At 65.2% G+C, this 14,366-nt stretch carries 14 protein-coding genes; 9 read left to right on the top strand and 5 right to left on the bottom strand.

The features are described from left to right. Positions 1–142: 142 nt before the first annotated feature. Entirely contained in the window at positions 143–1,216 is a 1,074-nt protein-coding gene (locus ACXJL8_RS06135) for a tartrate dehydrogenase (RefSeq protein ID WP_456619248.1), read from the bottom strand. A 158-nt stretch (positions 1,217–1,374) separates the two neighbouring features. Here ACXJL8_RS06135 and ACXJL8_RS06140 point away from each other — a divergent pair, with 158 nt between their 5' ends. Further along, complete coding sequence (locus ACXJL8_RS06140; RefSeq protein ID WP_456619249.1) at positions 1,375–2,151, top strand: SDR family oxidoreductase; 777 nt, start codon at positions 1,375–1,377, stop codon at positions 2,149–2,151. A gap of 149 nt (positions 2,152–2,300) precedes the next feature. Continuing rightward, positions 2,301–3,719: an amidase gene (locus ACXJL8_RS06145; RefSeq protein ID WP_456619250.1), complete on the top strand. Its 1,419-nt coding sequence runs from the start codon at positions 2,301–2,303 to the stop codon at positions 3,717–3,719. A gap of 107 nt (positions 3,720–3,826) precedes the next feature. Here ACXJL8_RS06145 and ACXJL8_RS06150 read toward each other — a convergent pair whose 3' ends face one another. The 3 genes from ACXJL8_RS06150 to ACXJL8_RS06160 form a co-directional block, all read right to left on the bottom strand. Beyond that, a complete protein-coding gene (locus ACXJL8_RS06150) occupies positions 3,827–4,039 on the bottom strand; it encodes a hypothetical protein (protein ID WP_456619251.1) in 213 nt (70 codons plus the stop codon). 228 nt (positions 4,040–4,267) lie between these two features. Then, positions 4,268–5,377: an amino acid ABC transporter permease gene (locus ACXJL8_RS06155; protein ID WP_456619252.1), complete on the bottom strand. Its 1,110-nt coding sequence runs from the start codon at positions 5,375–5,377 to the stop codon at positions 4,268–4,270. Positions 5,378–5,379: 2 nt separating this feature from the next. Further along, positions 5,380–6,567 (bottom strand): amino acid ABC transporter permease, encoded by a 1,188-nt coding sequence (locus ACXJL8_RS06160; protein ID WP_456619253.1) that lies wholly within the window; start codon positions 6,565–6,567, stop codon positions 5,380–5,382. An 87-nt stretch (positions 6,568–6,654) separates the two neighbouring features. Here ACXJL8_RS06160 and ACXJL8_RS06165 point away from each other — a divergent pair, with 87 nt between their 5' ends. The 4 genes from ACXJL8_RS06165 (at position 6,655) to ACXJL8_RS06180 (ending at position 10,714) form a co-directional block, all read left to right on the top strand. Further along, positions 6,655–7,527, top strand: a complete 873-nt coding sequence (locus ACXJL8_RS06165) for a MurR/RpiR family transcriptional regulator (protein ID WP_456684752.1) — start codon at positions 6,655–6,657, stop codon at positions 7,525–7,527. A gap of 3 nt (positions 7,528–7,530) precedes the next feature. Then, positions 7,531–8,880: an aspartate aminotransferase family protein gene (locus ACXJL8_RS06170; RefSeq protein ID WP_456619255.1), complete on the top strand. Its 1,350-nt coding sequence runs from the start codon at positions 7,531–7,533 to the stop codon at positions 8,878–8,880. Positions 8,881–8,892: 12 nt separating this feature from the next. Further along, on the top strand, positions 8,893–9,906 hold the full coding sequence (locus ACXJL8_RS06175) for an amino acid ABC transporter substrate-binding protein (protein WP_456619256.1): 1,014 nt from the start codon (positions 8,893–8,895) through the stop codon (positions 9,904–9,906). 169 nt (positions 9,907–10,075) lie between these two features. Then, complete coding sequence (locus ACXJL8_RS06180) at positions 10,076–10,714, top strand: aspartate/glutamate racemase family protein (RefSeq protein ID WP_456619257.1); 639 nt, start codon at positions 10,076–10,078, stop codon at positions 10,712–10,714. On the opposite strand, the gene ACXJL8_RS06185 is transcribed toward ACXJL8_RS06180, so the two are convergent. Continuing rightward, the gene (locus ACXJL8_RS06185) at positions 10,711–11,358 is read right to left on the bottom strand and encodes a TetR/AcrR family transcriptional regulator (protein ID WP_456619258.1); all 648 of its coding nucleotides are present in this window, start codon (positions 11,356–11,358) and stop codon (positions 10,711–10,713) included. The two genes, ACXJL8_RS06180 and ACXJL8_RS06185, sit on opposite strands and share 4 nt — an antisense overlap. 154 nt (positions 11,359–11,512) lie before the next feature. Between ACXJL8_RS06185 and ACXJL8_RS06190 the strand changes: the two genes are divergently transcribed. The 3 genes from ACXJL8_RS06190 (at position 11,513) to ACXJL8_RS06200 (ending at position 14,363) form a co-directional block, all read left to right on the top strand. After that, complete coding sequence (locus tag ACXJL8_RS06190; protein WP_015687579.1) at positions 11,513–11,722, top strand: ferredoxin; 210 nt, start codon at positions 11,513–11,515, stop codon at positions 11,720–11,722. A gap of 64 nt (positions 11,723–11,786) precedes the next feature. After that, a complete protein-coding gene (locus ACXJL8_RS06195; protein ID WP_456684753.1) occupies positions 11,787–13,007 on the top strand; it encodes a cytochrome P450 in 1,221 nt (406 codons plus the stop codon). A 33-nt stretch (positions 13,008–13,040) separates the two neighbouring features. Next, positions 13,041–14,363, top strand: coding sequence for an MFS transporter (locus ACXJL8_RS06200; RefSeq protein ID WP_456619260.1), 1,323 nt, complete (start codon positions 13,041–13,043; stop codon positions 14,361–14,363). The last annotated feature ends 3 nt before the right edge of the window (positions 14,364–14,366 follow it).

A 14,366-nucleotide genomic window follows, 5' to 3' on the forward strand; every position in this document is an offset into this window, starting at 1 on the left:
GGGTGGGTTAGCCGGGTGGGTTAGCCCCGCAGATGCGCGAAGCGCATCTGCTCGGCGTAACCCACCTCTTTTGCTTCCGCGGAGACAAACAGTGGTGGGTTACGCCTTCGGCTAACCCACCCTACGCAAGGTTCGTCCAGCCTTAATCCACCATCTCCGCAACGGCCTTGCCGCAAGCGGTCGTGTCGGCGTTGCCGCCGAGATCCTTCGTCCGCAGCGTGCGCTCGGCCAGCGTGCGCTCGATCGCATCGACGATCGACTTGCCGGCTTCCTTCTCGCCGAGATGCTCGAACATCATCGCGCCCGACCAGATTGCGCCGATCGGGTTGGCGATGCCCTGGCCAGCGATATCAGGCGCCGAGCCGTGCACCGGCTCGAACACCGACGGGAAATTGCCCTCGGGGTTGATGTTGCCGGACGGCGCGATGCCGATGGTGCCGGTGCAGGCCGGGCCGAGGTCGGAGAGGATGTCGCCGAACAGGTTGGAGCCGACCACGACGTCGAACCAGTCCGGATGCAGCACGAAGTTCGCGGTCAGGATGTCGATGTGGTACTTGTCCCACTTCACGCCCGGAAACTTCTCGGCCATCGCCTCCACCCGCTCGTCCCAATAGGGCATGGTGATCGAAATGCCGTTCGACTTGGTCGCCGACGTGAGGTGCTTCTTCGGCCGCGACTGTGCGAGCTCGAAGGCGAATTTCAGGATACGGTCGACGCCGATGCGGGTCATCACCGTCTGCTGCGTGACGAATTCGCGATCGGTATCCGGGAACATGCGGCCGCCGACGGAGGAATACTCGCCCTCGGTATTCTCGCGCACCACCCAGAAATCGATGTCGCCGGGCTTGCGGTTCGCCAGCGGCGACGGCACGCCGGGCATCAGCCGCACCGGACGCAGGTTCACATACTGGTCGAACTCGCGGCGGAATTTGATCAGCGAGCCCCACAGCGAGACGTGATCCGGGATCTTGGCCGGCCAGCCGACCGCGCCGAAGTAGATCGCGTCGTGCTTGCCGATCTTCTCCTTCCAGTCATCCGGCATCATCTGGCCGTGCTTCTCGTAATAGTCCCAGGATGAGAAGTCGAAATGATCGAAATGCACGGCAACCCCGTGCTTCTTGGCCGCCGCCTCCAGCACGCGCAGGCCTTCGGGCATCACTTCCTTGCCGATGCCGTCGCCGGGAATGACCGCAATCCGGTATTGCTTCTTGCTCATCGAGAACGTCCTTGGTTGGTCTGGCAGGCCGCCGCTTTTTTTGACCGCACTGCAATGGACCAAACTCGCCGACAGTGCAACGCTGCACTGCAATGTTGACCATGGCGCGGCCGACCGCCTACTGGTTTCATCCTGTTCCCACCGAGCGAGTAACTTCCATGGATCTGCATCTGCGTGGCAAGCGCGTCCTGATCACGGGCGCGTCCAAGGGCATCGGCGCAGCCGCCGCCGAGGCGTTCGCCGAGGAGGGCGCTCATCTGCTGCTTGCCGCCCGCAACGGCGACCAGCTCAAGGTGCTGGCCGATCGCCTGCGTTCCGCGCACCAGATCGATGCCGCCACCAGCATCGTGGATCTGCGCAACACCGAGGATTTGGCGCGGCTCGCCAGGGAAGCCGCCGACATCGACGTCCTCGTCAACAATGCCGGCGACATTCCCGGCGGCTCGATCGACAAGATCGACGAGGCGACCTGGCGGCACGCCTGGGAATTGAAAGTGTTCGGCTACATCAACCTCACCCGCATGATCTACGCGCAGATGAAGGCACGTGGCGGCGGCGTGATCGTCAACGACATCGGCGCCGCCGGCGAGAAGTTCGACGCCAACTACATCTGCGGCAGCGCCGGCAATGCGGCGTTGATGGCGTTCACCCGTGCGCTCGGGGGAAAAAGCCTCGCCGACAATATCCGCGTGGTCGGCATCAATCCCGGCCCGGTCGGCACCGACCGCCACGTCACCCTGCTCAAGACGCGGGCCAAGCACCAGTTCGGCGACGAGACCCGTTACAAGGAATTCCAGAAGAGCCTGCCGCTCGGCCGGCCTGCGCATGCGCGCGAGATCGGGGATCTCATGGCGTTCCTGGCGTCGGATCGGTCTGGCTATACGTCCGGGGTCATCTATACGGTGGATGGCGGCATCAGCGCCGGGTGGGGTTAAATCGGACGCCGATTTGACCACGATACGCGCCACGCATACCGTCATTGCGAGCGCAGCGAAGCAATCCAGAATCCCTCCGCGGTCACAGACTGCATTGCTTCGCTGCGCTCGCAATGACGAGACCTTTTACGAGAGTAGGAGTCAAATAATTGTCTCAAGACCTGATCCGCGAAACCGCCTGCACCGTCGTCGACAAGCTGCGCTCCGGCGACGTTTCGCCGCTCGAGCTTCTGGATGTGCTGGAGAAGCGCATCAGTGAGGTCGACGGCAAGGTCAACGCGCTGCCGACGCTGTGTTTCGATCGCGCGCGGACCAACGCCAAGGTGCTGATGCAGAAGCCAGCCGGYGGGCGCGGACTGCTCGCGGGCCTGCCGGTGCCGATCAAGGACCTGACCGACGTTGCCGGCGTGCTGAACACGCAGGGTTCGCCGATCTTCAAGGACAATGTGCCCAAGCAGTCCGATCTCATGGTCGAGAACCTCGAAGGCAATGGCGCGGTCGTCTACGCCAAGTCGAACACGCCGGAATTCGGCGCCGGCGCCAACACCTTCAACGAAGTGTTCGGCGCGACGCTCAATCCCTGGGATACGACGAAGTCTGCGGCCGGCTCCTCCGGCGGCGCGGCGGTGGCGCTTGCCACCGGCATGGCCTGGCTTGCGCAGGGGTCGGACATGGGCGGCAGCTTGCGCAGCCCCGCGGCCTTCTGCGGCGTCGTCGGCATGCGGCCAAGCATCGGGCGCGTCGCACACACGCCAAAATCGGCGATCGACCGTAATCTCGGCGTGGTGGGGCCGATGGCGCGCAACGTCGAGGATCTTGCGCTGCTGCTCGACGCCATGAGTGGCGACTATGCCGCCGATCCGCTCTCGCTGCCCGCACCTGCGGCCTCGTTCCTGTCGGCGGCGCAGTCAGGCAAGAAGCCGAAGCGCATCGCCTATTCGCCTGATCTCGGCATCACGCCGGTCGATCCAGAGGTCAAGGCGATCACGCGCAAGGCCGCGGAACGCTTTGCGGAGGCCGGCGCGATCGTGGAGGAAGCGCATCCGGACTGGCGCGAGGCGCATGAATGCTTCCACGTCCTGCGCGCCTTCGATTTCGCGATCACCAAGGCCAATCTGCTGCGGACCAAGCGCGACCTTCTGAAGCCAGAGGTGATCTGGAACATCGAGGAAGGGCTCAAGCTCACCGTCGAGCAGCTCGCGCGCGCCGAGGCGCAGCGCGTCGGCATGACCGCGCGCGCGATCGAGTTCTTCAAAAACTACGACCTGCTGTTGACGCCAACCACGATCGTGCCGCCCTTCCCGATCGAGCACCGCTATGTCGCCGAATGCGCCGGCAAGAAGTTCGAGAACTATGTCGAGTGGCTCGGCATCGTCTACGCCATCACGCTCGCCTGCTGCCCGTCGCTGTCGCTGCCCTGCGGCTTCACTGCGTCCGGCCTCCCGGTCGGCGTACAGATCGTCGGCGCCCCGCGCGCGGACGCGCAGGTGATCGCCGGCGCGAAGGTGTTGGAGGATATTCTGGGTCTGCGCGGCTCCACGCCGATCGAGCCGAAGGTGAGGATGTAACGCAGGCTGCACCGGCGGGACTTTAATTGTCCTCCYGGTGCCAGCATCCTGCCGTTAGATCGGCCCTGTATCACCCCTTACGGGCATCCGATACGTTGGGTCCGATCCTAGTCGTTCGCTTTCGGTCCGCCGTGATACTGATGCGCATCGTAGCCGGCATCCTCCGTTGGAGCGGCGAAGCCGAAAGAGTTCGGTTGGACTTCCGATACCTGAACGGCGGCGTCGGACGCCATGTGCGGATGGTGTACTGCGTCGCGAGCAGACGCAGCGGAGCAAAGCGCGACCAGCATGGCTGACGCGACGAAAACAGACTTCATCATGATTTGACGTGCCTCTTGTTGAGTGCCACCAGCAAACTGCAGATGGATTTCGCGGCGTAGGATTGCCAGTCTGAATCCAGGCTCGCGTTATAGGCGCGGCATAAACGTTCCACATTCTGGTGTAGGCGGCCGACGGTTCGCGCGCTTCCCTTTCGCGAGCTTGCATGCCGGCTCAAGCGACGAGGTCGCTTGTGCCGCCTTCTCGCAAAAGCGAGGGAGGAAGGCGGGTCACCTCGACGCGCTATGCGCCTCCAGGCTGCGGCTATAGCGCGACATCGCGAAGCAGAAGACGAAATAGATCGCAGCGACGAAGATGTAGACCTCGACGGAGAACTGCTGCCAGGCGGGATCGATGATCGCGGTCTTGGCGGTCGTGAGCAGGTCGAAGATGCCGATGATGAGGACGAGGCTGGTGTCCTTGAAGAAGGCGATGAAGGTGTTGACCAGCGGCGGGATGACATGGCGGATCGCCTGCGGCAGCACGATCAGCCGGTTCTTGCGCCAGTAGGACAGCCCGAGCGCGTCCGCGGCTTCGTACTGTCCGCGCGGGACCGCCTGAAGGCCGCCGCGGATCACCTCGGCAAGGTAGGCGCCGGCGAACAGGATGATCGCGATCTGCGCGCGCAGCAGCTTGTCGATGTTGAAGCCGCTGGGCATGAACAGTGGAAACATCACGCTCGCCATGAACAACAGGCTGACCAGCGGCACGCCGCGGATCAATTCGACATAGAGCACCGAGAGCGAACGGATCGCCGGCAGCTTGGAACGCCGGCCGAGCGCGACGAGAATGCCGAGCGGGAAGCCGAAGGCCAATCCAAACGTCGCCAGGATCAGCGTCACCGGCAAGCCGCCCCAACGATCCTGCGAGACGAACGACAAGCCGAACACCCCGCCCCACATCAGCACGCTGATCAGCGCAAGCGCGCCGATCCAGATATAGGCGAGTTCGCGCCGCCACAGGGCGCGGCGGGTGGAAAGATAGAACAGCGCGATGAACAGCAGAACCGACAACGCCGGCCGCCACTGCTCGTCGAACGGATAGGTGCCGAACAGGATGAAGCGGTACTTTTCCGGAATGATCGCCCAGCAGGCGCCGAGGCCGCGCACCGCGCGGCATGCGCTGGAATCATTGGCCGGCGTCAGCCAGACCGCATTCGCGATGCCCCACTGCACGAAGCTGAAGATGCCTTTCGCCAGCACCGCCAGCAACACGACCGAGAGGATGCCGTTGGGGATCGACGAGAACAAATTGGTGCGCAGCCAGCGCAGCACCGGGTTGCCGATCTGCGGGCGGCGGGCTGCGCGCGGCACGTCCGGCATGTCGGTGATCGCCGTCATGATCAGCGCTCCACCAGCGCGATGCGCGCATTGTACCAGTTCATGAAGAAGCTGATGCCGAGGCTGATGGTCAGGAACACCGCCATGATCAGCGCGATCGCTTCGATCGCCTGCCCGGTCTGGTTCAGCGTGGTGTTGGCGACCGAGACCACGTCCTGGTAGCCGATCGCGACCGCAAGCGAGGAGTTCTTGGTCAGGTTGAGGTACTGGCTCGTCATCGGCGGCACGATGACGCGCAGCGCCTGCGGCAGGATGATCTGCCGCAGCATGAAGCTGCGGCGCAGGCCCAGCGCATTGGCGGCATCCCACTGGCCGCGCGGCACCGACTGGATGCCGCTGCGCACGATCTCGGCGATGAAGGCCGAGGTGTAGGTGACGAGCGCGATCAGCAGCGCAAAGTACTCCGGCGCCAGCGTCAGCCCGCCGACGAAATTGAAGCCGCGCAGCTCCGGCCATTCGATCGTCCAGGACACGCGAAGCGCCACGGACACGGCCGCCGGCAGCGCGAGGACGAGGCCAACCGCAAAGGGCCACGCCGGCCGCGGCTTGCCGTCCCGCATCTGCTGCGCGATCAGCCATCGCTGGATGGCATAAAACACGGCGCAGCCCAGCACTGCCGTGCCGAGCACCCAGAGCTGCTGCGGCCCGATCGGGATCGACGGCACGATCAGGCCACGATTCGACAGGAACACGCCGTCGATCGGCTTCCACGCCAGGCGCGCGGCCGGCAAGGCCTGCATCAGCACATACCAGAACAGGAGCTGGAGCAGCAGCGGGATGTCGCGGAGCGTCTCGACATAGACGGCGGCGAGCCGCGACAGCAGCCAGTTGGCCGACAGCCGCGAGATGCCGATCAGCGTGCCCAGGATGGTCGCGAGCACGATGCCGATCACAGCGACACGCAGAGTGTTGGCGATCCCGACGACGAAGGCCCAGAGGTAGGTGTCCCTCGGACTATAGGCGAGCAGGCTGTCGGCAATCGGCATGCCGGCCTCGCGGCCGAGGAAGGCAAAGCCGGTCGTGATGCGGCGGGCCGAGAGATTGGTGACGGTGTTGGACCAGAGGAAGGCGACGACGGCGACCGCGATGCCGACCACCAGAGCCTGCCAGAACAGGCCCTTCAGTTCGTTGCGCCCAAGCCGGGCGAAATAGCGGCGGCGCGGCGGCGGCCTGGGATCGTCAATTGTCACAGCGCAAAAATCCTTCTCAAAACCAGCGATTTCCGGCGGCGCACGTCAACTGTTGCACCAAACTTCAAATCGTGCAACAAATGTTTCATGGCCGAGCCCGCGAAATCCTCGCCGCTGAGCGAACTGCGCATTGCCTTGCCATCGCTCCCGATGCGGTTGCAGGAGGTCGGACGCTTCGTCGCCGCCAATGATTACGATGCCACCACGCGTTCGATGCGCGACCTCGCGGCGGTTGCCGGCGCCGATCCCGCGGCCTTCACGCGGCTTGCGAAAGCGATCGGCTATTCGGGCTGGGACGAATTGCGGGCGGCACTGACGGAGGCGCGGCGGCCGGCGCAGATAGCGCCCTTTTCCGTCCGGGCGAAAAGCCGCCGCCACGGTCCCAATGCCGATGTCGCACTCGTCACCGACAAGTTCGACGCCGAGGCTGCGGGCCTTCTGCGCATTCCGGCGCAGCCGATTGYGGAAGCGGCCCGCGCGCTCCACGACGCAAAGCGGATCTGGATCGCCGGCTATCGAAGCTGCCGCGGCGTGGCGGAATTGCTGAACTACGAGCTGCGGCTGTTCCGCCCCGACCAGGTGCAGATCGTCGGCGCCTCCGGTCCCGACGATCTCGACCTCGGCGCCTTCCGCCCCGGCGAAGCCGTCATCGTCATCGGCTTCCTGCCCTATACGCGTGCGAGCGTCGGCGTCGCACAGGCCGCCTATCGTGCCGGTGCGAAGCTGATCGCGATCGCCGACAGCGTGACAGCGCCGATGGCCGAGGGCGCCGACCATGTGCTGCTGTTCGAGGCCGCCGCCTCGCCCGGCTTCTTCCCGAGCCTGACCGGCGCCATCGCGATCGCGCAGTCGCTCGCCGCGGTGACGTTCTCGCTCGGCGGCACGGCCGCGAAGAAGCGCCTCGAGAATACCGAGGCGCGGCTCGCCGCGGCCTCCACCTACGCCTCAGAGAAAGGTTGACCCATGGCCGCTCGCACCAGCCGCGTGCTGCATCGTTCGTTGCGCGAGACGCCCCCCAAGGCGATCGGCGGCGAAGGCGTCTATCTCTTCGCCGAGGACGGGCGCCGCGTGATCGACGCCTCCGGCGGCGCGGCGGTCTCCTGCCTCGGCCACCAGCATCCCCGCGTGATCGCGGCGCTGGCCAAGCAGGCGTCGACCCTGGCCTATGCGCACACCGCCTTCTTCTCGTCCGAGCCGGCGGAAGCGCTCGCCGAAACGCTGGTCGGCCATGAACCCGGCGGTCTCGCCTATGCCTATTTCGTCAGCGGCGGATCGGAGGCGATCGAAGCCAGCATCAAGCTCGCGCGGCAATATTTCATCGAGCGCGGCGAACCGCAGCGGCAGCATTTCATCGCGCGGCGGCAGAGCTATCACGGCAACACGCTCGGCGCGCTCGCCGCCGGCGGCAATGCCTGGCGGCGCGCGCCCTATGCGCCGCTGCTGTCGGCCGCCTTCAGCCATGTGGCACCGGCGTTTGCCTATCACGAGAAGCTCGAGGGCGAGACCGATGCGCAATTCGCAGCGCGGCTCGCAGCCGAGCTCGAAGCCGAGTTCCAACGGCTCGGCCCGAACACGGTCGCGGCGTTCCTCGCCGAGCCCGTCGTCGGCGCCACCGCCGGCGCCGTGACCGCGCCTGACGGCTACTTCAAGGCGGTCCGCGACATCTGCAACCGCCACGGCGCGCTGCTCATCCTCGACGAGGTCATGTGCGGCATGGGCCGCACCGGCACCACGCATGCCTGGGAACAGGAAGGCATCGCGCCCGATATCCAGGCGATCGCAAAGGGTCTCGGCGGCGGCTACCAGCCGATCGGCGCGATGCTGGCGAGTGGCAAGATCATCGACACGATCCGCTCAGGCTCGGGCGCGTTCCAGCATGGCCACACTTATCTCGCGCATCCCCTCGCCTGCGCGGCCGCACTCGCGGTGCAGGACGTGATCCGCGAGGATCGCCTGCTCGATCGCGTCAAGGAGCGTGGCAAGCAGCTCGAGCAGCGCCTGACCGAGCGCTTCGGCAATCACCGCCATGTCGGCGACATCAGGGGCCGCGGCCTGTTCTGGGCGATCGAGCTGGTCGCCGATCGCGCCAGCCGCACCTCGTTCGATCCGGCGCTCAAGCTCAACCAGAAGATCAAGGCGGAGGCCTTTGCCAACGGGCTCGGCTGCTATCCCGGCGGCGGCACCGTGGACGGCGTCCGCGGCGACCACGTGCTGCTGGCGCCGCCCTATATTGCTTCGGCTGACGAGATCGACCTGATCGTCGACAAGCTCGGCACCGCCGTCGACAACGTGTTGCGTAGTGTCAATCACTGAGGGGAGAGTAGCATGATGAGGACAATGATTATCGCGGCGGGCCTGCTCGCAGCATCGGCGGCGGTCGCGTCGGCGGCGACGCTCGACACGGTGAAGAGCCGCGGCACGCTGGTGTGCGGCGTCAGCGCTGGCTTTGCCGGCTTCTCTGCGCCGGACTCGCAAGGCAATTACAAGGGCCTCGACGTCGACTATTGCCGCGCGCTCGCAGCCGGCGTGCTCGGCGATGCCAGCAAGGTGCGTTACGTCTCGCTGACGGCGCAGAACCGTTTTACTGCGCTGCAATCGGGCGAGATCGACGTGCTGTATCGCAACTCGACGCAGACGTACTTGCGCGGCGTCACGCTCGGCCTGCGGCAGGGCCCGGTCAATTTCTACGACGGCCAGGGCTTTGTCGTGAAGAAGGACCTCGGCGTGAAGGAAATCAAGGACCTCAAGGGCGCCACCGTCTGCGTCGCACAGGGCACCACGCATGAAGTTACGCTCGGCGACTACGGCCGCGCCAACGGCATCGACTGGAAGCCGCTGGTGTTCGACCGCGTCGACACCATGTACCAGACCTTCTTCGGCGGCCGCTGCGATGCCATGACCCAGGACGCTTCCGCACTTGCCGGTGCCGTGACCACCGCTGCGCAGAACCCGGCCGACTATGTCGTGCTGCCGCAGACCATCAGCAAGGAGCCGCTCGGCCCCTTCACCCGCAACGGCGACGAAGTCTGGAGCGACATCATCACCTGGCTGCATTACGGGCTGATCGAAGCCGAAGAGCTCGGCGTGACGCAAGCCAATGTCGACGAGATGACGAAATCGCAGACCCCTGCGATCCAGCGCCTGCTGGGCGCCTCCGGCGACCTCGGCTCGCGGCTTGGGCTCGACAACAAATGGCTGGTCACGGCGATCAAGGTCACCGGCAATTACGGCGAGATCTACGAGCGCAATGTCGGCAAGGCGAGCCCGCTCAAGCTCGATCGCGGCCTCAACGGCCTCTGGAGCAAGGGCGGCTTGATGTACGCCATTCCATTCAAGTAAACGGTGCTTCACCTCTCCCCGCTTGCGGGGAGAGGTCGGATTGCGCAGCAATCCGGGTGAGGGGGAGCTTCCGCAGGTCGGCTCTCACCTCTTACGCGGATAGAGCCCCTCACCCCAACCCTCTCCCCGTAAGAACGGGGCGAGGGAGAAGAAGCAGCGACCGAACCCTATGCGCATCGCCCTGATCCACGCCCTCAAGCATTCCATCGCGCCGATCGAGTCGGCGTTCGCGACGGCGTGGCCGCAGGCACGGCTGATGAACCTGCTCGACGACAGCCTGTCGGCGGACCTGGCGCGCGACGGCGCGCTCACGGACATCATGACCGAGCGCTTCCTGGCGCTCGGCGATTACGCGGCGGCGACGGGGGCGGACGCGATCCTGTTCACCTGCTCGGCCTTCGGTCCCTGCATCGAAGCGGTGGCGCGGGCGCATGCGCCGATGCCGGTGCTCAAGCCGAACGAGGCCATGATCGAGCAGGCGGTGACGATGGGCAGGCGCATCGGCCTGCTCTCGACCTTCCCGCCGACGCTGGTCTCGATGCCGCCGGAGTTTCCCGCCTCCGTTCAGATCGTGCCGAAACTCGCGGAAGGCGCGCTGGCCGCGCTCGACCGCGGCGACCGCGCCACGCACGACCGCCTGATTACGGAAGCTGCAAAGGACCTGCGCGATTGCGACGTCGTCGCGCTGGCGCAGTTCAGCATCGCGGCAACCGCGCCGCTGGTTGCGGAGGCCACCGGCCGCCCCGTCGTGACCACGCCGGACAGCGCCGTGACGAAGCTGATGAAGCTGCTGGCGGCGAAGACTTAAGCGCCGGCCTTCTCCCTGCGCCGCGTGTCCTTGATCGCAGCCGCCAGCGCCGCCTTCGTCTCGTTGACGAAATCCTCGACCAGATCCTCGCGCGTGGCATGCGCCGCCTCACCGGTGAACAAGCCTTGCTCGGCCAGCATGACCACGCCATGCAGCGCCGCCCAGATCTTGAGCGCGTGCCGCTCGCGCAGATAGCCGACCGCGGGCGCTTCCAGTGCTTCGATCACCAGCGCAAAGGTCTCACGCGTCGCCCCATGCAATTCGCTGTCCTTTGCGGCGCATGACACGATACGCGAAGCGAACATCAGGCGGTAGATGCCGTTGCGCCGCAGACCGAATTCGAGCGTCGCCTGCGCCAGCCGCGACAGTTTCGACTGCTTCGACGGCTTCGCCATTGCCTCGCGCAGCACGGCGCTGAGCTGCCGGAACGCCTCGGCCGTCACCGCCGCAAGCAGCGCCTCGCGATCGGCGAAATGCCGGTATGGCGCCGGCTGCGAGACGCCGAGCGCCTTTGCCAGCGCCTTGATGCTGATCGCCTCTGCGCCGCCATGCTCCGCCTCGCGCAGCGCGGCCTTGATCAGGGCGTCGCGGAGATCGCCATGGTGGTAGGTATTCTGCGGCTTGCGGGCAAGTTGTGAGCGCATGTTGCCGTCGAGCCTATAAGTTTGCGCTTGACAGGGGAAGCCCGACGCGAATGTAATATGCTATAACTTAAAACCGCGGGGAATGCCGCGGATAAGAATGACATGAGGAACGCGCACCGCTTCGGGTCCGCGCGCACACGCCGAGGAAGCCGCCATGACAGAGCGACTGAGGGTTCACGTCGATCCCGACAAATGCCAGGGCCACGCGCGCTGCAAGGCGCTCGCGCCGGAGCTGTTCGAGCTCGACGAATACGGCAACGCCCACGAGGCCGGAGACGGCATCGTCCCGCCGGGCCTCGAAGACAAGGCCTGGCTTGCCAAATCCAACTGTCCGGAAATCGCAATCGACGTGATCGAGGAGTAGCGCGATTTCGCCCGTGCCCGCTTGCGCGTGACTTCAGCGAACACCAGCCCGAGGATCCTCCGAGATGTCCGACGTCAGCCAGCCCGCCGCCCATCCGCCCGTCACCGACTGGGTCAACGATTTCGACCACACCGATCCGCAATGGACGGAAGACCCCTTCCCGATCTGGGAGGAGCTGCGCGCCGCGAGCCCGGTCGTGCATACCGAGCGTTTCCTCGGCTGCTACATGCCGACGACCTACCAGGCGGTGCGCGAGATCGCCAACGACACCGAGCATTTCTCGTCGCGCCGCATCATCGTGCGGGACGCGCGGCCCGAGATTTCCAGGAATGCCGCCCCGCCGATCACCTCCGATCCGCCCGTGCACAAGCCCGCCAAGCAATTGCTGCTGCCGCCGTTCACGCCGGACGCGATGAAGAAGCTGGAGCCGCGGATGCGTGCGATCTGCAACGAGCTGATCGACGGGTTCATCGCCGACGGCAAGGTCGATGCCGCGGCGCGCTACAGCAAATACATCCCGGTTCGGGCGATCGCCCATATGCTCGGCATTCCCGAGGCCGACAGCGATCTCTTCATCAACTGGATCCACATGATCCTGGAGCTCGGCATCAAKGACGAGAACATGCTGCTCCAGGCCGTGCACGAGATGAGCGACTATTTCAGGACGCATATCGAGGAGCGTAAGAAGAAGCCGACCGACGATCTCATCTCTTATCTGATGAATGCCAAGGACAAGGAAGGCCAGCCGCTGGAAGAGTCCCACGTGCTGGGTTCGCTACGGTTGCTGCTGATCGCCGGCATCGACACCACCTGGAGCGCGATCGGATCCTCGCTCTGGCACCTCGCCCGGACGCCCGCCGACCGCGAGCGCCTGATCGCCGAGCCCGCGTTGATCCCGACCGCCGTGGAGGAGCTGCTGCGCGCCTATTCGCCGGTGACGATGGCGCGCGAGGTGGTGAAGGAGACCACGATCTCGGGCTGTCCGGTCAAGGCGGGCAACATGGTGCTGCTGTCCTTCCCGGCCGCCAACCGCGACCCAAAAATGTTTCCGGATGCTGACAAAGTCGTGATCGACCGCCGGGAGAACCGCCACGCCGCCTTCGGCCTCGGCATCCATCGCTGTGTCGGCTCCAACCTTGCAAGACTGGAGATGCAGGTTGCGCTGGAGGAATGGCTGAAGCGGATTCCGGACTTCCGGCTGGATCCGGCAGGCGTCGTGACCTGGTCCCAGGGAACCGTCAGAGGTCCGCGCCAGTTGCCATTTCTGCTCGGAAAGGCGATGTAGGCCTCCCAAAACCAGTGGAGTGAGAGGCCGGACGTGACAGAGCAAGCAACCCAACCGGCCTCCGAGCATTTCGACATCGCCGACGCGGAACGCCGGATCAAGGCGATCTTCATCGGCTCGGTCGGCAATCTCGTCGAATGGTATGACTTCTACGCCTACACGGCGTTCGCCCTGTATTTCGCCCCGGCCTTCTTCCCCGGCAGCGACCCCGTCGTCCAGCAATTGAACGTCGCCGTGGTGTTCGCGGCGACCTTCCTGATGCGTCCGCTGGGCGGCTGGTTGTTCGGCTATATCGCCGATCATTTCGGGCGGCGCATTTCACTGACGCTGTCGGTCGTCTTCATGTGCTTCGGCTCGCTGATCATCGCGCTGACACCGACCTATGCCACCATCGGCTTCGCCGCGCCGGTGATCCTGGCAGTGGCCCGCATGATCGAGGGCCTGAGCCTGGGCGGCGAGTACGGCGCCAGCGCGACTTATCTCAGCGAGGTCGCCGATCCCAAGCACCGCGGCTTCTATTCGAGCTTTCAGTACGTCACGCTGATCGGCGGCCAGCTCACCGCGATCATCGTGCTGCTGCTGCTGCAAAAGGTCTTCCTGACGCCCGAGGAACTCAGGGCCTGGGGCTGGCGCATCCCGTTCGCGATCGGCGCCATGCTCGCGATCTTTGCCGCGGTGATGCGGCGCGGCCTGCACGAGACCGAGGCCTTCGAGGAAGCCAAGAAGGTGGTCAAGCCAACCGGCTCGATCACGAACCTCTTGAAATATCCGCGGGAGCTGTTGCTGGTGGTCGGCCTCACCGCGGGCGGCACCGCGGCGTTCTACACCTTCACCACCTACATGCAGACCTTCGTCAAGCTCTCGGTCGGGCTGACCGAGGACCAGACCACCTTCGTGATCTTCGGCACCCTGATCTTCGCCACCCTGCTGCAACCGATCTATGGCGCCATCTCCGACAAGATCGGACGCAAGCCGCTGCTGATCTTCTTCGGCGTCGCCGGCACGCTCGCGACCGTGCCGCTGCTGATGACGCTGAAGGAAACCAAGTCGCCGTTCATGGCGTTCATCCTGATCTGCTGCGCCTGGCTGTTCGTCGCCGGCTACACCTCGATCAATGCCGTGGTCAAGGCCGAGCTGTTCCCAACCAATGTCCGCGCGCTCGGCGTCGGCCTGCCCTATGCGATCACGGTTTCGATCTTCGGCGGCACCGCGCCGGCGATCGCGCTCTATTTCAAGAGCATCGGGCATGAGGAATGGTTCTACTTCTATCTCGCCGGCGTGATCTGCCTCTCCCTGATCATCTATGCTACGATGCGCGACACCAAGCATGCCTCCGCGATGCATCGCCACGAGTAGGCC

This window comes from Bradyrhizobium sp. P5_C11_2, from assembly GCF_054049755.1.